This is a genomic window from Pseudofrankia coriaricola, assembly GCF_001854805.1.
Taxonomy (GTDB): Bacteria; Actinomycetota; Actinomycetes; order Frankiales; family Frankiaceae; genus Pseudofrankia.
The window spans coordinates 1-19,658 of the sequence record NZ_MBLO01000006.1; the positions used below are offsets into that span (position 1 = coordinate 1).

Here is a 19,658-nt window from a genome sequence, read left to right on the forward strand (position 1 = left end):
ACATTCGCAGGAACGTCGCTGTCATTCACCATGGACAGCAGTTCCGACCGCATATCCGCCGTTAGCTCCACCTCGCCATTCTAGCCGAACGACCACATAAACGAAACAGAATCACGAGACACTAGCCGAGCTAGTTGCATCGTTCACGGCTACCGTACTGTGACCAAGCCCAGTTCGTGGGCGACACGCGCGCCGAGATCGGGGTCGACCTTGGCCCAGTATTCCTTGACCGCGCGCTCCTGGATGAAGCGTTCCACGCCCTGGCTCAGGTGCCCGGCGATGTTGCGGACCAGGTGGTCCCGATCGGTCGGTGTCAGCACTTGCCGGTAGAGTGTGCCGGGCTGGATGAAATCGTCGTCGTCCTTGTGCGCCTGGTAGGCCGTGCGCATGATCTCGGCAGATTCTACGAACCAGCTCGGATCACGGTAGCGCCGCGGCTCGGCCGTCGGACCGCCGTAGCTGTTCGGCGCATATACGGGCTGGTTCCCATTGTGCTCGTAGCGCATCGGGCCGTCCTTGTTGTAGTTGTGCACCTCGTTGAGGGGCCGGTTGACCGGCAGCTGTTCATAGTTCGGACCGGTGCGATAGCGGTTCGAGTCGCCGTATGCGAACATCCGGCCCAGCACCATGCGATCCGGGCTGGGGCCGATGCCCGGGACAAAGTTCGCCACGTCGAACCCGGCCTGCACGATCTGGGCGAAGAAGTTCTCGGGGTTGCGGTTGAGCACCATGCGGCCGATCGGGATCGTCGGGTAGTCCCCGTGTGGCCATACCTTGGTGATGTCGAAGGGGTTGAAGCGGTAGTCCGCAGCCTCCTGGTAAGGCATGATCTGCATCTCGAGGCGCCATGACGGGTAATCCTGGCGGGCGATCGCCTCCCAAAGGTCACGCCGGTGGTAGTCGAGGTCCTCGGCGCGCATGGCTTTGGCGTCGGCGTCGGTCATGTTCTGGATGCCCTGCTCGGTTTTGAAGTGGTATTTCACCCAGAATTTCTCGCCTGCGGCGTTTTCCCACATGTAGGTGTCGCTGCTGTAACCGTTCATGTTGCGCCACGTGCGCGGCGTTCCCCGGTCGCTCATCAGGACTGTCACCTGATGCGCCGACTCCGGAGAGAGTGTCCAGAAATCCCACTGCATGTTGTTGTCGCGCAGGCCACTGTCGGGCATACGTTCCTGCGAGTGAATAAAGTCAGGGAACTTCATCGGGTCGCGCACGAAGAAGACCGGGGTATTGTTGCCGACAAGGTCGTAATTGCCCTCTTCGGTGTAAAATTTGAGGGCGAAGCCACGGACATCGCGGTCTGTATCCGGATAACCCTCCTCGCCGGCCACCGAGGAAAATCGCGCAAGCATCGGCGTCCGCTTGCCTACTTTTGCGAGGAAGGCGGCCTTGGTCCACTGGGTGACATCGGCGGTCACCTCGAAGTAGCCGAAGGCACCCCCGCCCTTGACGTGGTATACGCGATCGGGCACGCGTTCACGGACGAAGTGAGCCAGCTTCTGAATCAGGTAGGCATCCTGCAGCAGGTTCGGACCACCGGGGCCGACGGTCAGCGAGTACTCATCGCTGGCCACGGGCGCACCGGCGTCAGTGGTGGTGTTGGGCCGTCGGTTAGGCATCCCCATCTCCCTACCGCAGAGCAGATTCGCTTCGCCTGGAGGATAGCGCGGGGGCCGCTCTGAGTCCGCCCTAGCGTTGGGGCGCGGGCAGGCATCCATAGTTGTTCCGGTATCGTCCCATCCGGGTTATCTCAAGAATCTTCTTCGCGATACCCTCGGGCTCGAGCAGCGCACTGGCGGACGACACAGGGCGTCGACCAGGCGTCCCAGCTGGAATCCATATTGGCCACGGCCTCGCTGTGGGGAAGAGCTTCGGCGTTCCAAGGCATCCCTCGGCGGCGGCACTCCAGACAGGCACTGCTCGCCGTGCGGGCGCCCTCTGTCCGCTCCGCGCAAAGAACTAATGCACCAAAACGCGCACGGCCGCGCGGCCTCACTGATATCCCCGCGAACGTTGCCCGCATATCCGACCGAACTGACCTTATGTCAACAAGCCCGACTCGGCCGCGATGGTGATCCGCCAGGCTGCACTATTCTGTCGGCCCACAGACCCGGAGACGGGCCGGTGGCGGCACAGGATCCCAGAGAGGAACCCCGGTGACGGCTGTGCAGGAGCGGGCGGTTGGGCTCGATGTTGACGAGTCGGTGCACGTCCGGCAGCGGAAGAACTTCCTGGAGTACATCCGGACGACGTCCCACAAGGACATCGCCGTCATGTACACGGTCGCTTCGTTCGGTTTCTTCCTTTTCGCCGGGGTGCTTGCGGAGATGATGCGGGCCGAGCTGGCGCGGCCCGGGCTCCAGTACTTCTCCAACTACCAGTACAACCAGTTCTTCACGGTGCACGGCGCCCTGATGCTCCTGCTGTTCGCGACGCCGCTGGCGTTCGGGTTCGCGAACTTCCTGATCCCCCTGCAGATCGGCGCCCCCGACGTCGCCTTCCCGCGGCTGAACGCTCTGTCGTTCTGGCTATTCCTGTTCGGCGGCCTGCTGCTGATCTCCGGCTTCCTCACTCCCGACGGAGCGGCCGCGTTCGGGTGGACCGCATACACCCCGCTTAGCAGCAAGGCCTACTCACCCGGCGTCGGCGGGGATCTGTGGATCACGGGGCTGGTCGTCTCCGGCACCGGCACCATCCTCGGCGCCGTCAACATGATCACAACCTTGCTGTGCCTGCGGGCACCCGGCATGACGATGTTCCGCATGCCGATCTTCTGCTGGAACTTCCTGGTCACGTCGATACTCGTGATCGCCGCCTTCCCACCACTGGCGGCCGCGTTGCTGGCGCTGGAGGCCGACCGGCGGTTCGGCGCGCACATCTTCGACGCTGCCAACGGCGGCGCGATCCTCTGGCAGCACCTGTTCTGGTACTTCGGGCACCCCGAGGTCTACATCATCGCGCTGCCCTTCTTCGGGGTCGTCACCGAGATCCTCCCGGTGTTCTCCCGCAAGCCCCTCTTCGGCTACAAAGGGCTGGTCTTCGCCACCATCGGCATCGGCATGCTCTCGCTCGCCGTGTGGGCACACCACATGTTCGTCACCGGCGCCGTCCTGCTGCCGTTCTTCGCCGCGACGTCGTTCCTGATCGCCGTGCCCACCGGGGTCAAGTTCTTCAACTGGATCGGGACGATGTGGCGCGGCTCGCTCACCTTCGAGACGCCGATGCTGTTCAGCCTCGGCTTCCTGGTCACCTTCCTGCTAGGAGGCCTTACCGGGGTGCTGCTCGCGAGCCCGCCGATCGACTTCCACGTCAGCGACACCTACTTCGTGGTCGCACACTTCCACTACACCGTGTTCGGCACGGTCGTGTTCGCCGCGTTCGCCGGCGTGTACTTCTGGTTCCCGAAGGTCACCGGCAGGATGATGAACGACCGGCTCGGTCAGGTCCACTTCTGGCTGGTCTTCTTCGGCTTCCACCTGACGTTTCTCGTCCAGCACTGGCTCGGCATGCAGGGCATGCCGCGCCGGTATGCCGACTACGGCCCAGGCGACGGCTTCACGACGCTGAACACCATCTCTACCGCGGGCGCCTTCCTCCTGGGTGTCTCCACGCTCCCGTTCCTCTACAACGTCTGGGCGTCCTACCGGAAAGGTCCCATCGCCGGCGTCGACGACCCGTGGGGATTCGGGAACTCGCTCGAATGGGCGACCTCCTGCCCGCCACCCCGGCACAACTTCCTGTCGCTGCCGCGGATCCGCTCCGAACGCCCGGCCTTCGACCTGCACCACCCGGCCGGCGCCGAGGCAGGTCAACGTCCCGCCGAACAGCTGCCGGCCGAGGGCGTACCCAGCCTCGCGGAGCACGCCGGACCGCCGGCCTGGCCCGCGGGGTCAGCTCGGCCGGACGAGCAGCCGTGACATGCCGATGCACGACAATCTCGGCCGGGATGCCCGCGACCGCGTCGCCGTCGGCGTGGACCTGGAAGGGCAGTCGGCGTTAACGGTCACCCCGCACGCCCCGGGGCACCTTCGCGTGCTCGGTCCCGACGTATCGACCCCGGGAACACCCACAGGAACGGTATGAGCAGCGTGAGACGGCTGGTCCGGGGGATGAACAGCACCTCCGTCCGTGTTGCCAGCCGGGTCCGGTGTGGGTGCGGGTGTCGCTGCGACGCTGCTCGGCCGTTTGGTGGTGTAGCGAGTCGACGGCTTGGGCGATGGCGTGCTCGGCGAGTTGTCGGGTGCCGGCTTGGTCGAGGGTGATGGTGCGGTTGCTGGCTCGGCTCTTGGGCGGCCCGCAGTACAGCTCGCCGGGCAGGGCGAGCAGCTGGTGGGTGACGGTCAGCTCGCACGCGCCGGCGTCGAGGTCTTCGTGGTGCAGGGCTGCGGCTTCGCCGCGGCGCAGGCCGCGCAGCGCGATCAGCCACCACAGCGGGGCGAGCCGGTCGTCCTCGATGCCGGCCAGGAAGGTGATCATCTGTCGTAGGGTCCAGACGGCGACGGGTGGGTGGGCACCGTCTCTGCGCCAGGCGGCGACACGCTCATCGGTCCAGATGACTGGATGCGGCCGGGTCGGCTTGTGGAGGCGGATCTGCGGGAGCGGGTTGCTGGCGATTAGGCCCTCGCGCACGGCGGTGTTCAGGGCGGAGCGCAAGGTGGCACGGATCCGGTCCACGGTAGACGGCGCGATCAGCATCCCGGCGCGGGTACGCCGGCGAGCCAGCTGGTCGAAGCACCGCTGCAGCCGCTGGCAGGTGAGATCGGCGAGGGCGATCCGGCCGAGAAGCGGGAATCAGATAGCGGTCGACGTGGTCGCGGTAACCATGCAGCGTGGACGGCCGTAGACGCGGCTCGGACTGCGCCAGCCAGCAGCGCAGCCACCGTCCGACGGTCCAGGCCCCCGCCGCGGCCTCGTCGACCGGCGCCGCGAGGATGGCCTGCCGGGCCGCGACCGCGGCCTCGCGGGTCGCGTGGCCGCCGTGGCGGTAGCGGGTCTTGCGGCCGCCGCTGGTGGTGACCTGGACGGCGAAGTACCAGCTGCCATGCCCCGGCTCCGCCAGCTGTGGGCAGCGGCCGGCAAGCTGCCGGCCGGTGACGGCGTCGGTGCATCCGCACCGCTTGAACACGATGTCCTGCCTGACGTCCATGACCTACCTCCAAGTGCGAAGGACGAGCCTTCGACCTGGACCGTGGCCAGCCATCGCCAGCGCAAACTGCACCCGCAGCACATGATCGGGCCGTGGGTAGACTCAGCTGACACCGCAGTGCGAAGCCGAGCGGATACTATCCGCAACTGGCCACCGGATGTGCGTCCGGTGGGAAGCGTTGCGGTGGGTGTAGCGCGCCAGAACTCGATTCGGGGCGTGGTCTGCTACCGGACCACCCTGATCCGCGGGGAAGTCCCTAGCGGCGGCGGGTGGGGCCGGCCGCCGTGGCGGTGGGGAGGTCGCGGCTCGGAACGCGGCCGCGTGCCTGGCGTGTCGCGATCGCGGCGGACTGGACCAGGCGGTGGCCCAGTTCCAGGATGTGGTCGATCTGGATCGGGTGCTCGGGTCCGGTGATGCTCAACGAGAGCAGGACTCGGCCGATCGGGTCGAAGATCGGGGCGGCGATGGTCTTGACCGCTATCTCGTCCGAGCCAGCCAGGCCGTCGAAGGACAGCAGCATTTCGTCGGTCTTCGCGAGGGCGCCGGTGAGCTGCTGCTCGGCGTCCTCGTCGGTCGGCTCGTCGCGGATCCTTGTCATGGCGTCGACCACTGTGGGCGCGGCGATCGCGGGAAGCGGGACGCTGAAGCCCCTGGCGCGGATCTCGGCAAGTACGCCTCGGTAGAGCTCCTCGAGTGCGGGGGTGAGCGCGGCCCGGCCGAGCCACGCGGCGACCGTGTCGTCGTCGGCCCAGGCCAGGAACACCGCTCCGATCGGTGCCAGCAGCGGCGTCCGGTCGCCGGGGTAGCCGATGCTCGTCGCGCGTGGCTGCGGGCCGCGGCGGGCGAGGAAGATGACGTCGCGCCCCGCGAGGGCGGAGACGCCGATCTCGAGGTCGAGCTCGCTTGAGAGCGCCTCGGCCTGCTCGATCGCGGCTTCGATCGCCGGGTTCTGTTCGATCGCCGCGAACCCGGTTGCCGCCAGTGCCGGTCCGAGCATGTAGGTCCGATGCGCCGGGTCCCGGATGAGGAACCCGCAGTCGCACAGCACGGCCAGGGTGGCGTGGGCCGAGGCGATGTTCATGCCCAGGTGCGCGACGAGTTCGCTGATCGTGAAGCCACGGGACGGGTGCGCGGTGAGGAAGGCAACGATGTTCGTCGCGCGGGCGGACGCGGGCGCGGGCCGGGCCATACAGCAACGGTAGCGGACCGGTACGCGCTTCGGGGCCACCCCAGGGGCTTGACTGCAATGCAAATTTTGCTATAGCAATGCAACATGTTCGACTTAACGGGCCGTGTGGTCGTGGTCAGTGGTGGCAACGCCGGGATCGGTCTGGCCTTCGCCCGGGGTGTCGCCCGGGCCGGTGGTGACCTGGTCATCTGGGGCCGACGGGCGGACAAGAACGCCGAGGCCGCCAAGGAGCTGGCCGGCTTCGGCCACCGCGTGCTCGCGCAGGAGGTCGACGTCTCCGACGAGGCCCGCGTCGTCGAGGCGATGGCCGAGGCGGCCGAGGAGCTGGGCCGGGTCGACGGCGTCATCGCCAACGCCGGCCTGATGCGCAGGGAGCGCAGCTTCCCGGAGATGACGAGCGACGCCTGGCACAACCTGCTGGCGGTCAACCAGCACGGCGCGTTCTTCGTCATGCGTGAGGGCGCGCGCCACATGAAGCGGCGTTACGACGCGGGCGACCCCGGCGGGTCGCTGCTGTTCTGCGCCAGCCTGTCCGCGCTGACCGGCAGCCCCGGCATGCAGCACTACAACGCGTCCAAGGGCGCGATGGCGGCCATGTCCCGTGGCATCGCGGTCGAGGCCGGCCGCTACGGCATCCGCTGCAACGTGGTCTGCCCCGGGTACACGGAGAGCGAGACCGTCCAGATCCCGGTCGACAGCCCCCTGTTCGACCGCAACCGCCGCTACAACCCCTCAGGCCGAGCGGGCAAAGCCGAGGACTTCGAGGGTATCGGCGTGTACTTCATGAGCGACTGGTCGCGCTATCACACCGGCGACCTCGTCGTCGTCGATGGCGGCTGGTTGGCGAACGCGGGAAAGACCGACGTTACGGAGCTGCCGCCATGGGCGTAAAAGTGCTGCGCGTCGAAGGAATGCGCGACGACACACGCGACCCGGCGGAACGGGCCGCCCTGGAAGCCGACGAGGCACGGCCGCTCGACATGAGCATCGACGCGGTGCTCGAGGGGGCCAGCCGGCAGACCGGCCTGCACGACTTCGGCTCGCTGGAGTTCACCCAGCGCCTGGGCCTGCTGCTGGCCGAGGTCGAGGCCGACGCCAACGTGTGGCGGACGTACAAGGCGACGTTCGTCGACCAGTGCGTCCGGGCGGCGGCGAACCGGCTGCTCATCCAGCGCTACTGGGACGACCACCCCGCCTGCCTCGACGCGCCCATCGAGCGGCCGATCAACGTCATCGCGCTGCCCCGGTCGGGCAGCACCCATCTGGAGAACCTGCTGGCCGCCGACCGCCGGCTGCGGCATCTCCCGGTCTACCTGGCCGCGCAGCCGGCCCCGAGCGTGGGCGAGACGGCGGGGCCGGACGGGGTGGACCCGCGCTGGACGCGGTCGGACGCGCGGTGGCAACGGATGAGCAGCAACGAGATCTTCGCCGCCATGCACGAGCACTCACCGGACCACGCCTGCGGCGAGAACGAGCTGCAGGTGCCCGACTTCGCCAGTTACCAGTGGGAGTGGATGGCGAACGTCCCCGGCTTCCGGGACCACTACCTGAGCCACGACCAGACGCCGCACTACCGCTACATGAAGGACGTCCTGCGGACGATCGCTTGGCAGTTCCCCAGCGAGCAACGCTGGATGTTGAAGTCGAACCAACACAGCGAGCAACTCATCCCGCTGATGACGACCTACCCCGACGCGACCGTCGTCATGATCCACCGTGACCCGGTGGCGACCCTCCAGTCGCTGTTGACAATGCGGGGCCTCGCGCTGAAGACCAGCCAGAAACGGCCCGATATCGATGCCCATGTCGCCTACTGGGTCGACCGCCTAGAGCGGATGCTGCGCGGTTACCTGCGTGACCGGCACCTGGTGCCCGCGGGCCAGCTCGTCGAGCTGAGGTTCGACGAGATCGTCGGTAACGACGTCCAGGCGGCCGCCGGCGTGCTGGAACGCGCCGGCCTCACGGTCACCGACGAGACCCGGGCGGACATCGAGCACTACCTGGCCTCGCACCCCCGCGGCAAGCGCGGCCGGGTCGTCTACGACCTGGAAGGCGACTTCGGGCTCGACGCGGACGAGCTGCGCGACCGGTTCGCCTTCTACACGGACGCCTTCCAGATCCGACCCGAGGTGGGAAAGGACCGCACCCGATGAGCGCGGAGAACCCGATTAGCCCGGACTCGCAGGAGCAGCCTCTCAACGCGCTCATCGTCCGGGAGGGCGAAGGCGTCCAGGACGCCGTGCCACTCGCCGACGGCATCTTCGCGTCGAAGGGCATCTCCAACAGCTATCTCGTCACGACCCCGGCCGGCGACCTGCTGATCAACACCGGTATGTACAACGAGGCGGACCAGATCAGGACGCGGTTCGCCGCGGTCAGCGCCAACCCGGTGCGCGTCATCGTGTTCACCCAGGGCCACCCGGACCACGTCGGCGGCTGGTCACAGCTGGACGCACCGGGCATCGAGACCATCGCGCAGGCGAACCATCCGGACGTCCGGGAGTACTTCCACCGGCTGCAGCCGTTCTTCGCCCGCCGCAGCCGACGGCTCTGGAACCGTGACATCACCAGGGTCGACCCCACCTACCAGCCGCCCGAGCCGGTCCTGACGACCACCTTCCTCGACAGCCACACCTTCACCCTCGGCGGCCGCCGGATCGAGCTGTACTCGACGCCGGGTGGGGAGACGACCGACTCGCTGGTCGTCTGGCTCCCCGACGAGCGCATCCTGTTCACCGGCAACCTGTTCGGACCCCTGTTCGGCCATATCCCGAAYCTGTACACGGTCCGCGGCGACAAGATCCGCAGTGCCATCGCCTACCTCCATTCCGTCGACCGGGTCATCGGCCTGGCCCCGGACCTGTTGATCACAGGTCATGGCGAGCCGATCCGGGGAGCCGAGAACATCCGGACGCGGCTGACCCAGATGAGGGACGCGACCCAGTACGTGCGTGACCGGACGATCGGGGGCATGAACGCCGGCGTCGACCTGTGGACGCTGATGGGCCAGATCACCCTCCCTCCCGAGCTCGCCATYCCGCAGGGGCACGGCAAGGTCCCCTGGATCGTGCGGGCGATCTGGGAGGAGCACACCGGCTGGTTCCGCTACGAGTCGACCACCGAGCTCTACGACGTGCCCCCCTCGGCGATCTATGAGGAGCTCATCGAGCTCGCCGGCGGCACCGCACCGCTGATCGACCGGGCGGAGACCCACCTCGCGGCCGGCCGGGCGCTGGAGGCACTGCACTTCGCCGAGATCGTCCTCTCGCAGACACCCAAGGATCCCGTCGCCCTGCGGGTGCAGCTGGAGGCTCACGAACTGCTGCTGGCGCGCAGCGGACGGGAGAACTTCAGCGAGGTCCGCTGGCTCGAAGCCGAGATCCGCGACATCCGAGAGGCACTTTCATGATCCATCCGCGGCTGTCAGTGAGCGAGATGTGCACCTACCCGTGGACGTTCGCCGAAGAACTGGTCCTGTGGGACTCGCTCGACCTGCACCACGTGGGCGTGCTCGACGCCAAGCTCAGCGCCCACGGACGCGACGAGGCGATCGATGCCCTCACCTCCCGGTCACTGCGCCTCACCACCCTCATCGCCGACCAGTTCGACCTCGGCGCGCCCGAGACCTGGGAGGCAACCCGTGAGGAGGTGAACCAGGCCATCGACCTCGCGGCGCTGCGCGGCGGATGCGTCTACATCACGCCCGGTGCTGGACCTGGCCGGTCGTTCGACGAGCTCACTGACGCGCTCGCCGCCGCGGCCGCGCCCTGCGTCGCCCATGCCGCCTCCCAGGGCGTCCGGCTTGCGATCGAACCGACGCAGCGCAGGAACCGCTCGTTCGTGCACACCCTGGGCGAGGCCGCCGAGGTCGCCGACCGCACCGGCCTCGCGCTCATCGTCGACCTCGGCAACTGCTGGCGTGAGCCCGACCTGGCCGCGGCGGTCCACCAGGTGGGCGACCGCCTCGCGGTCGCCCAGCTCTGCGACGTCCTCGCCCACGACCGCGGACCGCTGCCGGCCGGGACCCGGGTCGTGCCGGGCGACGGCGACATGCCCGTCGAGACGTTTCTGAACGCGGTCCTCGAGACCGGCTACACCGGCCTCTTCGAGCTCGAGCTCGTCGGGCCGGCGGTCGAGGCCGAGGGCCTCGACTCCGCGACCCGTCGCGCCGTCGACCGGGCGAACACATTCCTGGAGAAGGTGCTGCCATGACTCGGGCGATCGTGTTCAACGGCGACGAGACCTGGGAGCTACGCGACCTCCCCGTCCCCGACCCCCAGCCTGGCGGCGCTGTCCTGCGCGTCGAGGCCACCGGCCTGTGCCACAGCGACATCGACCACTTCCGCGGCCACGTCCACACCTCGTGGGGCGGCGAGTTCCCCTCCATCGCGGGCCACGAGATCGTCGGGCGCATCGAGAAGATCACCCCGGCCGCCGCCGAGAAATGGGGCGTCACCGAGGGCGACCGGGTCGCGGTCTGGGACATTGTGTTCACCCCGCAGGGGCACCGCATCTACGGGCACGACTTCTCCGTCGACGAGGGCTCCGGGCTCTATGGCGGTTTCGCCGAGCACCTGGAGCTGCTGCCCGGCTCGATGGTCTACAAGCTGCGCGACGACGTCCCGGCCGACCAGCTCACCGTCTTCGAGCCGCTGAGCTGCGCGGTCACCTGGGTCGCGCCGGTGAAGAGCGGTGACGTCGTCGTCATCGAGGGGCCCGGGCACATGGGCATGGCCACGATCGTCGCGGCGAAGGCGGCCGGCGCGGCCAGCGTCATCGTCACCGGGACGGCCAAGGACGCGTTCCGTCTGGACTGCGCGCGCCGCATCGGCGCCGACCACACCATCGACGTCGAGGCCGCCGACCCCGTCGAACGAGTCCGCGAGATCACCGGCGGCCAGATGGCCGACGTGGTCATCGACGCCGCCGCTGGCAACCCGGTGACCGTGAACCTCGCCATGGACCTCGTCCACAAAGGCGGCCACGTCGTCATCGCCGGCATGAAGGACCGCCCGCTCGAAGGATTCCACAGCGACTGGATCCCGACCCGCCGCATCACGCTGCACCCCGGTGCCGGCCTCGACGCAGCCGGCGCCGTGGCGCTCATCAACGCGGGCGAGGTACCGACCGCCGAACTGCTTGGCGACTCGTTCCCGCTGGAGAAGTTCGAGGATGCCTTCGCGCTCCTGACCCGGTCGACTCCCGGCCGCGACTCGGTACGCGTCGCGCTCCGGATGAGCTGACCGGCGACCACCACACACGAGGGCAGGAGATCCCGACATGGGCGACGCGGACCAGACCTACCGCGAGGTGACGACCCGCGAACCGACGCCGGCCACGACTCCCTACGAGGCCGCCACCCGCGACTTCGTGTTCGGCCAGGTGTGGTCCCGGCCGGGGCTCAGCCGCCGCGACCGGCGGTGGGTGGCGCTGACCTGCGTCGCCGCCGCGGATTCTCCGGGGCCCATCGATGACCAGGTCTATGCCGCGCTGAACAGCGGTGACCTCGACGTCGAGACGATGCTCGAGTTCGTCCTGCACTTCGCCGTCTACTGCGGATGGCCCAAGGCGTCCCACCTCGAGATGGTCATCGCCCAGCAGTCGGCCCGGATCGCCCGCGAGAACGGCCGGGAGCCGGAGCCGTGGCCCGAGCTGTCGAACGAGACGCTCGGGGAGAACAACTGGGACAAGCGGCTGGAGGAGGGCGTGCGGGAATTCGTCGACGTCAACCTCACCCAGGCGCCGCCGCCCACCTCGCCCTACCGCCACGCCGGCATCCTGAACTTCGTCTTCGGCCATGTCTGGCAGCGACCCGGCCTCACCCGCCGGGAGCGGCGGATCATCACCGTGGCGTGTGTCGCCCTCGACGACTCACCCACACCCCTGCGTACCCACGTCTCCTCGGCTCTGCATTCCGGCGATCTCACCAAGGAGGAGATGGACGAGATCGTGCTCCAGTTCTCCGTCTACTACGGGTTCGCGAAGGGCGAGGCACTGAACGACGCGGCCGAATCCGCGTGGGCAGCGAAGAGTAGCTGATGTCAGCACAATGCCGAGAACCGTGGCGTCGCGCGCGCACCGCGTGGTTTACGCGGAGAGAGAGCAGGTATGCGCCATGAGTCATCTGACGCATCTGCAGCGTCTGGAGGCGGAGAGCATCCAGATCTTCCGGGAGGCCGTCTCGGAGTCCGAGCGGCCGGTGATGCTGTATTCGGTGGGCAAGGACAGCGCGGTGATGCTGCATCTGGCGATGAAGGCGTTCTACCCGTCGAAGCCGCCGTTCCAGTTGTTGCACGTGGACACGACGTGGAAGTTCCGGGCGATGTACGAGTTCCGCGACACGCTTGTCAGGGATCTGGGTCTGGACCTGTTGGTCCACCAGAATCCCGAGGCGCTCGCGCAGGGCATCAACCCGTTCGACCACGGTTCGGCGATGCATACCGATGTGTGGAAGACGGAGGGGTTGAAGCAGGCGCTGGACAAGTACGGCTTCGATCTGGCGTTCGGTGGCGCGCGCCGTGACGAGGAGAAGTCGAGGGCGAAGGAGCGGGTGTTCTCGATCCGCTCGGCGCGGCACCGCTGGGACCCGAAGGACCAGCGTCCGGAGCTGTGGCGGCTGTACAACGCGCGTAAGGGGCCGGGACAGTCGGTGCGGGTATTCCCGTTGTCGAACTGGACCGAGCTGGACGTCTGGCTCTACATCCACAAGGAGAACATCCCGATCGTCCCGCTGTACTACGCGCAGCCGCGGTCGGTGGTGGAACGCGACGGCACACTGATCATGGTGGATGACGACCGGATGCGGCTGAACCCCGGCGAGGTTCCCCAGCAGCGTTCCATTCGTTTCCGTACGCTCGGCTGCTACCCGCTGACCGGCGCCGTGGAAAGCGAGGCGGCGACCCTTCTGGAGATCATCCAGGAGATGCTGCTCACGACGAGTTCGGAGCGTCAGGGTCGGGTCATCGACCACGACTCGTCCGGGTCGATGGAGAAGAAGAAGCACGAGGGGTACTTCTGACCTGGCCGAAGAGCATGCGAAAATGCTCTTCTTTCGCATGCTCGGAGGCCACCCAATAAGGGAGGACAAATGGCGCATGCGACCGATGACCTCGTCGCCGACGATATCGAGGAGTACCTGCGTCGGCACGAGAACAAGTCGATGCTGCGGTTCATCACCTGCGGCAGCGTCGATGACGGCAAGTCCACGCTGATCGGGCGGCTGCTCTATGACGCGAAGCTGGTGTTCTCCGACCAGCTCGCCGCGCTGGAGTCCGACTCGAAGAAGGTCGGCACGCAGGGCGGTGAGCTTGACTTCGCGCTGCTTGTCGACGGGCTTTCGGCCGAGCGCGAGCAGGGCATCACGATCGACGTCGCCTACCGGTTCTTCTCCACCGAGCACCGTAAGTTCATCGTCGCCGACACCCCGGGGCATGAGCAGTACACCCGCAACATGGTCACCGGCGCGTCGACGGCGGATCTCGCGGTGATTCTGATCGATGCCCGTAAGGGTGTGCTCACCCAGACCCGCCGCCACAGCTACCTGGTCTCGCTGCTGGGTATCCGCCACGTCGTGCTCGCGATCAACAAACTCGACCTCGTCGATTACTCGAAGGACGTCTTCGACGCCATCGAGACGGACTACGGGGCCTTCGCCGCCCAGATCGGCCTCGACGGCGAGGCCATCACCTGCATCCCCCTGTCCGCTCTGCGTGGCGACAACATCACCGCACCGTCCGCGAACACCCCCTGGTACACCGGACCCACCCTGGTCGGCCACCTGGAGACCGTGCAGATCGACGACGCGTCGGCCGCCGGCCCGTTCCGCCTGCCGGTGCAATGGGTCAACCGGCCCGACCTGGACTTCCGCGGCTTCGCCGGCCAGATCGCCGGCGGCACGGTCCGCCCCGGCGACCGGGTCCGCACCCTGCCCGGCGGCCAGGAAAGCACCGTGGAGCGGATCGTCACCGCCGACGGCGACCTCGCCGAGGCCGTCGCCGGCCAGTCGGTCACGATCTCCCTCGCCGACGAGATCGACATCAGTCGTGGCGACCTGCTCGCCGCCGCCGACAGCCCTGCCGAGGTCGCCGACCAGTTCGAGTGCCACCTCGTCTGGATGAGCCCCGAGCCGATGCTGCCCGGCCGGCCCTACCTGCTCAAACTCGGCACCCGCACCCTCAACGCGACGATCGCGCAGCCGAAGTACAAGGTCAACGTCAACACCCTCGAACACACCGCGGCGCGGACTCTGGAGCTCAACGAGATCGGCGTCGCGAACCTCAACCTCGACCGGCCCGTACCGTTCGACCCCTACACCGCCAACCGGCACACCGGCGGGTTCATCCTCATCGACCGGTTCACCCACGCCACCGTCGCCGCCGGCCTCCTGCACTTCGCCCTACGCCGGGCCCACAACATCCACTGGCAGGCCGTCGAGGTCAACAAAACCGCCCGCGCCAGCCGCAAGGGCCAACGCCCCGCCGTCGTCTGGTTCACCGGCCTGTCCGGCGCCGGCAAGTCCACCATCGCCAACCTCGTCGAAAAACGACTCCACGACCAGGGCTTCCACACCTATCTCCTCGACGGCGACAACGTCCGCCACGGCCTGAACAAGGACCTCGGCTTCACCGAAGCCGACCGCGTCGAGAACATCCGCCGCATCGCCGAAGTCGCCCGCCTCATGGCCGACGCCGGGCTGATCGTGCTGACGTCGTTCATCTCGCCGTTCCGGGCCGAACGCCAACTCGCCCGCGACCTGCTCGCCGACGGCGAGTTCATCGAGGTCTTCGTCGACACCCCCCTCGACGTCGCCGAAACCCGCGACCGCAAGGGCCTCTACGCCAAAGCCCGCCGCGGCGAACTCACCAACTTCACCGGCATCGACTCCCCCTACGAGGCGCCCCTCAACCCCGACATCCACCTCGACGCCTCCGGCGCGGTGACCCCCGAGACCAGTGCCGAGCAGGTCGTCACCTACCTCCGCGACACCGGCCACCTCACCCCGGCGGACGAGGCATGAACGACATAGACGACCACACGCTCTCGGCCGCCCTCGCCGCCGAGGCAGGCAACCTCCTGCTCACCATCCGCGACCAGGGCGGTGCCGCCGGAGACAAGCAGTCCAACGAGCTCCTGCTCGATCGCCTGGCACAGGCTCGTCCCGACGACGCCATCCTTTCGGAGGAACGCACCGACGATCGCGCCCGGCTCGGGTATGACCGCGTCTGGATCGTCGATCCGCTCGACGGCACCCGCGAGTACGGAGAGCCCCCGCGAGACGACTGGGCCGTCCACGTCGCCCTCGCCGTCCACGGCAGCCCCGTCGCCGGCGCCGTCGCGCTGCCCGCCGCCGACCTCGTGCTGCACACCGGCAGACCTCCCGCCGTCGTCCCGCGGGCCGTGGGCCCGATCCGTCTCGCGGTGTCGCGGACCCGTCCGCCCGCCTGCGTGGACCACCTCGTCACCCGACTGGATGCCGCGCTGGTTCCCATGGGCTCGGCCGGAGCGAAGGCGATGGCCGTCGTCCGCGGACAGGTCGACATCTACGCCCACTCCGGCGGCCAGTACGAGTGGGACTCCTGCGCGCCCGTCGCCGTCGCCGCGGCCGCCGGGCTGCACGTCTCCCGCCTCGACGGTTCGCCGCTGCGCTACAACGAGCCCGACCCCTACCTGCCAGACCTGCTCATCTGCCGCCCGGAGCTGGCCGAGGCGGTCCTGAACGCGCTGCGGGACTGGTGAACTGCGTGATCCGGGTCGGATTTATCGGACTGGGCAGCCAGGGCGGGCCCATGGCTCGACGGATCGTCGAGGACGGCTATCCACTGACACTCTGGGCGCGCAGGCCCGCGTCCCTGGAACCGTTCGCCGACACCACCGCGAAGGTCGCCGCCACACCCGCCGACCTGGGAGCGTCCAGCGACGTCGTCTGTCTGTGCGTCGTCGGCGACGCCGACGTCGAGGACGTTCTCCTGCGGCCCGACGGCGTCCTGGCCGGCATGTCACCGTGAGGCATTCCCGGGGTCTGTCGCCGGCCATTCCAACCAAACCCGGTCACTCGTTTCGACGAAAGGTTGCACGCATGTCGCACGTCCAGAGACCCGGCGGGCAGACGGCCTCCCAGATATTCCGGTCCATTACATCCGCGCAGTCGTCTGCCCGTCTGGGTGGGTTACGGCTGGCCGGCGTCGCCGTCCTGGCCGCGAGCCTGGCCTTCGTGTCGGCCTGTGGCGGCGGCTCCGACGACAAGGGCGCTGCCACCCCGGCAAACGGCTCCGCGGCCGCCGACGGCGTCCTCGGCCCGGTCGCGAAGGCGACCGGCACTCCGGTCAAGATCGGTGTGATCACGGAAGGGCCCAGCCCGAACACCGACCACACCAACGACAACAGGGTCGCCCAGGCGACCGCCAAGTACCTCAACGAGCACAAGGGCGGGATCGGCGGGCGGCCGATCGAGATCACGATCTGTGAGACCCTCGCCGACCTGTCGAAGGCCACCGACTGCGGCAACCAGATGGTCGAGAAGGGCGCCGCCGCCGTCATGATCGGTACGTCCGGTGTCGTCGAGGCCGCGTGGAAGCCGCTGAACGATGCCAAGATCCCCGTCATGATCTACGGGTCGACCGACCCGTCGCTGCTCGCCAGCCAGACGACGTTCGTGCTGGCCAACCTGACCTTCGCCGTCATTGACCTGCCGATCCAGGTCGCCAAGGACAAGGGCAACAAGAAGGTCACGTCGATCGTCGTCGACGTCCCGGCCGCGCTGCGCGCCGCCCAGGACATCGCGCCACCGCTTTACCAGAAGGCCGGCATCGGCTACGAGCTCCTCCGCGTCGCGCCCGGCACCGCCGACATGACGCCCCAGATGCAGCAGGTCGTCGACAACGGCTCCGACCAAGTCTTCATCACCGGCAGTGACTCGTTCTGCATCAGCGCGATGAACGGCCTCAAGGCCGTCGGCTTCACCGGCACCATCAGCGCCATCTCGCAGTGCATCACCGACGCCACCCGCAAGTCGATCCCTGGTAGCACGCTGAAAGACATGGTCATCAGCGCGTCCACGCCGATCGGCCCGGACAGCCCGTCGATGGACCTCTACGCGACGGTCGCCAAGACCTACGGCAAGGACATCGACCTCAGCAACCAGGACAGCATGATCATGTTTATGATCCTGGCCGGCTTCCAGGCGGCGACGCAGGGCATCTCCGGTGACATCACCTCCGCCGCCCTCACCTCCACCATCAAGGCGATGAAGGAGACCGAGCTTCCGGCCTCGGCCGGGCTGAAGTTCCGCTGCAACGGCAAGGCCATTCCGGCGACCCCGGCTGTCTGTGTCCTCGGCGGCCTGTCGACCACGCTCGACGACAAGGGTCAGCCCGCCGCATACAAGGTCCTCGGCAACACCCCGATCGCGGACTGACGGCTCGTGGGGGCCGAAGGACGGACCACATCCGACGGGCCTTGCCCGCCTTCGGCCCCCCACGACCCGACCGTTCTCGACGAGTCGACACGGGTTGTAGACGCCTCCCATTCGCGGACCGCGTGCAGAAGACGCCGCTGGCCCAGATGAGCGACGGCCGGGTGCCGGAAGTGCCCGCGATCGGCTCCGCCGGCCGCGACCGCGCTGAGCAGGGCGGAGGGCAATCGGCAGGCAGGGCGCGGAAGTGCGACCGCGACCGGCCCGAAGGGGCTACGACCTCCTTTCGCCTTGCCCATGCAACGCCAGTGACGTTGACGCAAGTTATTCATTGTTATGGCAACAAATAATGCTGGGACTAGCGGGGGCGCATCGTCCTGACCGGCGTGCGCTCGCTGCAGACAGCTGAGGACGCTCCGCAGAGGCACGGTACGACGCTCGGCGCCGCGAACCCTGACGAGCGACAAGGCTGTGGGGTTCCGGAACTCGGCTACCTGCGGGATGAGCTGGGCTTTTATGCGGCTCGTTCGTATTCGCTGATCAAGCCGCCGACGACGGGTTGGCGCTTGATCCGTTCGGTGGTCAGGTCGGCGATGGGGTGGTCGGGCCGCGGTGGTCGAAGATTACGGCTGCGGTGGGGTCGTCGTCCGTTGTAGTGAGCTGTGTATTCGGTCAGGACGGTTCGTAGGTGTCGTTCGCTGAGGATCGCATGCGGTCGGTGACCTCGGCGCGGACCGTGCGGACGAACCGTTCTGCGTAGGCGTTGGCCCGGGGAGCTCGGGGCGGGATCTTGACTGCGGTGATGCTGGCGTCGGCGAGGACCGCGTCGAACGAGGCGGTGAACTGTCCAGCGCGGTCGCGTACCAGGAACCGGAAGTCGGACGCCCGGTCCCCGAGGTCCATGACGAGGTTGCGGATCTGCTGGGTGGTCCACGGCCCGTCCGGGTTCGCGGTGACTCCGACGAGGTGGAGGACGTATCGGGACCCGACCTCCATGACGAAGAAGCAGTACAGACGCCGCAGCGTCACGGCACAGTCCACGTGGAAGAGGTCAACGGCCAGCATCGTCGAGGCCTGGGTATGTAGGAACTGGCGCCAGGTCGTGCCGGTCTGTCGTGCCGGCGCGGGAGGTAGCCCCAGGGTCTTCAGGACCCGGCGGATGGTGGACGCGCCGACGCGGTGGCCGAGCTTGCGCAGCTCGCCCTGGATCCTCTTGTACCCCCACGTCGTGTTGTCGGTGGCGAGTCGTTCGATCAGCGCGGTGATCTCCGCGCTGATCGGCGGTCGTCCGGTCCGGCGGGGGTAGGTCCACTTCCGTCTGACCAGGCGGCGGTGCCAGCGCAGAACGGTGCCGGGGGTGACCAGCCGGTGCGTTCGTAGCCGTCTCGGTAGCCGTTGGATCAGTGCGGCGAGTACGGCCCGGTCCGCCCAGTCCCATCGCGGCCGCGGCTGGGTGCGGCGCAGCACCGCGACCTCGTGCCGCAGTACGAGCGGCTCGATGTCCTTCGATGCCGACGATCGACCGAGCAGGACGAGCCAGCCACACATCCGAGCAAAGACCAGGTAGAGCAGGCGTACGGACATGGTTGACCATCATGCCCACGGCCGGTCCGTGGCATCGTCCCAGCTCACAGGCCCAGGCCGACTTTCCGCACCCCACAGGGCGAATGCGGTTCGGGATCTATCGCTTGAGATCCAGCACCATGGAACGGTGCTGCTCAGGGCGTCGACAGCTGGTTCGAGCTCCGGCTGGACGACCATGTTGCGACCATACGAACCATCCGTCCGCCGAGGTATGCAGCTCGGCGAGGCCGACGGGCCGCTCGCCGGCCTGGCCGCGCCCGCGGCGCTGGACGCCTCGCTGTCCCGCCACACGGCGGAGGCGGCCTACCTCCACGAGCGCGACAGCGACC

15 protein-coding genes and 1 pseudogene are annotated in these 19,658 nt (G+C 67.9%); 12 read left to right on the top strand and 4 right to left on the bottom strand.

Annotated elements, in window-relative coordinates; genetic code table 11:
- Positions 1 to 149: 149 nt before the first annotated feature.
- The gene (locus BCD48_RS01445) at positions 150 to 1,619 is read right to left on the bottom strand and encodes a catalase (RefSeq protein ID WP_071046396.1); all 1,470 of its coding nucleotides are present in this window, start codon (positions 1,617 to 1,619) and stop codon (positions 150 to 152) included.
- A 537-nt stretch (positions 1,620 to 2,156) separates the two neighbouring features.
- On the opposite strand from BCD48_RS01445, the gene ctaD reads away from it, so the two are divergent.
- Positions 2,157 to 3,917, top strand: coding sequence for an aa3-type cytochrome oxidase subunit I (ctaD, locus tag BCD48_RS01450; RefSeq protein WP_083418025.1), 1,761 nt, complete (start codon positions 2,157 to 2,159; stop codon positions 3,915 to 3,917).
- Positions 3,918 to 3,996: 79 nt separating this feature from the next.
- Here the strand turns inward: ctaD and BCD48_RS01455 are convergent, their stop codons facing one another.
- A complete protein-coding gene (locus BCD48_RS01455; RefSeq protein ID WP_131803701.1) occupies positions 3,997 to 4,653 on the bottom strand; it encodes a hypothetical protein in 657 nt (218 codons plus the stop codon).
- 749 nt (positions 4,654 to 5,402) lie between these two features.
- Positions 5,403 to 6,335: an IclR family transcriptional regulator gene (locus tag BCD48_RS01460; protein WP_071046398.1), complete on the bottom strand. Its 933-nt coding sequence runs from the start codon at positions 6,333 to 6,335 to the stop codon at positions 5,403 to 5,405.
- Positions 6,336 to 6,419: 84 nt separating this feature from the next.
- On the opposite strand from BCD48_RS01460, the gene BCD48_RS01465 reads away from it, so the two are divergent.
- The 11 genes from BCD48_RS01465 to BCD48_RS01515 all read left to right on the top strand — a co-directional run bounded on the left by BCD48_RS01465 (position 6,420) and on the right by BCD48_RS01515 (position 17,748).
- Positions 6,420 to 7,226 (top strand): SDR family NAD(P)-dependent oxidoreductase, encoded by an 807-nt coding sequence (locus BCD48_RS01465; RefSeq protein ID WP_071046399.1) that lies wholly within the window; start codon positions 6,420 to 6,422, stop codon positions 7,224 to 7,226.
- Positions 7,217 to 8,488, top strand: a complete 1,272-nt coding sequence (locus tag BCD48_RS01470; protein WP_071046400.1) for a sulfotransferase family protein — start codon at positions 7,217 to 7,219, stop codon at positions 8,486 to 8,488. Before BCD48_RS01465 ends, BCD48_RS01470 begins: the two co-directional genes overlap by 10 nt.
- Positions 8,485 to 9,744, top strand: a complete 1,260-nt coding sequence (locus tag BCD48_RS01475) for an MBL fold metallo-hydrolase (RefSeq protein ID WP_071046401.1) — start codon at positions 8,485 to 8,487, stop codon at positions 9,742 to 9,744. The genes BCD48_RS01470 and BCD48_RS01475 overlap by 4 nt, the downstream gene beginning before the upstream one ends.
- A gap of 26 nt (positions 9,745 to 9,770) precedes the next feature.
- Entirely contained in the window at positions 9,771 to 10,547 is a 777-nt protein-coding gene (locus tag BCD48_RS01480) for a sugar phosphate isomerase/epimerase family protein (protein ID WP_241841435.1), read from the top strand.
- Positions 10,544 to 11,578 (top strand): zinc-dependent alcohol dehydrogenase, encoded by a 1,035-nt coding sequence (locus BCD48_RS01485; RefSeq protein WP_071046403.1) that lies wholly within the window; start codon positions 10,544 to 10,546, stop codon positions 11,576 to 11,578. Before BCD48_RS01480 ends, BCD48_RS01485 begins: the two co-directional genes overlap by 4 nt.
- A 37-nt stretch (positions 11,579 to 11,615) precedes the next feature.
- Positions 11,616 to 12,374, top strand: coding sequence for a carboxymuconolactone decarboxylase family protein (locus BCD48_RS01490; protein WP_071046404.1), 759 nt, complete (start codon positions 11,616 to 11,618; stop codon positions 12,372 to 12,374).
- 43 nt (positions 12,375 to 12,417) lie between these two features.
- Positions 12,418 to 13,353, top strand: a complete 936-nt coding sequence (gene cysD, locus BCD48_RS01495; RefSeq protein ID WP_491677105.1) for a sulfate adenylyltransferase subunit CysD — start codon at positions 12,418 to 12,420, stop codon at positions 13,351 to 13,353.
- Positions 13,354 to 13,422: 69 nt separating this feature from the next.
- On the top strand, positions 13,423 to 15,351 hold the full coding sequence (cysN, locus tag BCD48_RS01500) for a sulfate adenylyltransferase subunit CysN (protein ID WP_071046406.1): 1,929 nt from the start codon (positions 13,423 to 13,425) through the stop codon (positions 15,349 to 15,351).
- The gene (locus BCD48_RS01505; RefSeq protein WP_083418026.1) at positions 15,348 to 16,070 is read left to right on the top strand and encodes a 3'(2'),5'-bisphosphate nucleotidase CysQ; all 723 of its coding nucleotides are present in this window, start codon (positions 15,348 to 15,350) and stop codon (positions 16,068 to 16,070) included. The genes cysN and BCD48_RS01505 overlap by 4 nt, the downstream gene beginning before the upstream one ends.
- A 5-nt stretch (positions 16,071 to 16,075) precedes the next feature.
- Positions 16,076 to 16,339, top strand: a complete 264-nt coding sequence (locus BCD48_RS01510) for an NAD(P)-binding domain-containing protein (protein ID WP_491677104.1) — start codon at positions 16,076 to 16,078, stop codon at positions 16,337 to 16,339.
- A 71-nt stretch (positions 16,340 to 16,410) separates the two neighbouring features.
- The gene (locus BCD48_RS01515) at positions 16,411 to 17,748 is read left to right on the top strand and encodes an ABC transporter substrate-binding protein (protein WP_083418027.1); all 1,338 of its coding nucleotides are present in this window, start codon (positions 16,411 to 16,413) and stop codon (positions 17,746 to 17,748) included.
- Positions 17,749 to 18,259: 511 nt separating this feature from the next.
- Here the strand turns inward: BCD48_RS01515 and BCD48_RS01520 are convergent.
- Positions 18,260 to 19,329, bottom strand: a pseudogene (locus BCD48_RS01520) (transposase).
- Positions 19,330 to 19,658 lie beyond the last annotated feature (329 nt).

What these genes read in the sequence shown, in the direction of transcription:
- BCD48_RS01445 (WP_071046396.1), bottom strand. Translation starts at nt 1,619, where the DNA reads ATGCCTAACCGACGGCCCAACACCACCACTGACGCCGGTGCGCCCGTG.
- BCD48_RS01470 (WP_071046400.1), top strand. Translation starts at nt 7,217, where the DNA reads ATGGGCGTAAAAGTGCTGCGCGTCGAAGGAATGCGCGACGACACACGC.
- BCD48_RS01485 (WP_071046403.1), top strand. Translation starts at nt 10,544, where the DNA reads ATGACTCGGGCGATCGTGTTCAACGGCGACGAGACCTGGGAGCTACGC.
- BCD48_RS01490 (WP_071046404.1), top strand. Translation starts at nt 11,616, where the DNA reads ATGGGCGACGCGGACCAGACCTACCGCGAGGTGACGACCCGCGAACCG.
- cysN (WP_071046406.1), top strand. Translation starts at nt 13,423, where the DNA reads ATGGCGCATGCGACCGATGACCTCGTCGCCGACGATATCGAGGAGTAC.
- BCD48_RS01480 (WP_241841435.1), top strand. Translation starts at nt 9,771, where the DNA reads ATGTGCACCTACCCGTGGACGTTCGCCGAAGAACTGGTCCTGTGGGAC.
- BCD48_RS01505 (WP_083418026.1), top strand. Translation starts at nt 15,348, where the DNA reads ATGAACGACATAGACGACCACACGCTCTCGGCCGCCCTCGCCGCCGAG.
- BCD48_RS01515 (WP_083418027.1), top strand. Translation starts at nt 16,411, where the DNA reads ATGTCGCACGTCCAGAGACCCGGCGGGCAGACGGCCTCCCAGATATTC.
- BCD48_RS01465 (WP_071046399.1), top strand. Translation starts at nt 6,420, where the DNA reads ATGTTCGACTTAACGGGCCGTGTGGTCGTGGTCAGTGGTGGCAACGCC.
- BCD48_RS01460 (WP_071046398.1), bottom strand. Translation starts at nt 6,335, where the DNA reads ATGGCCCGGCCCGCGCCCGCGTCCGCCCGCGCGACGAACATCGTTGCC.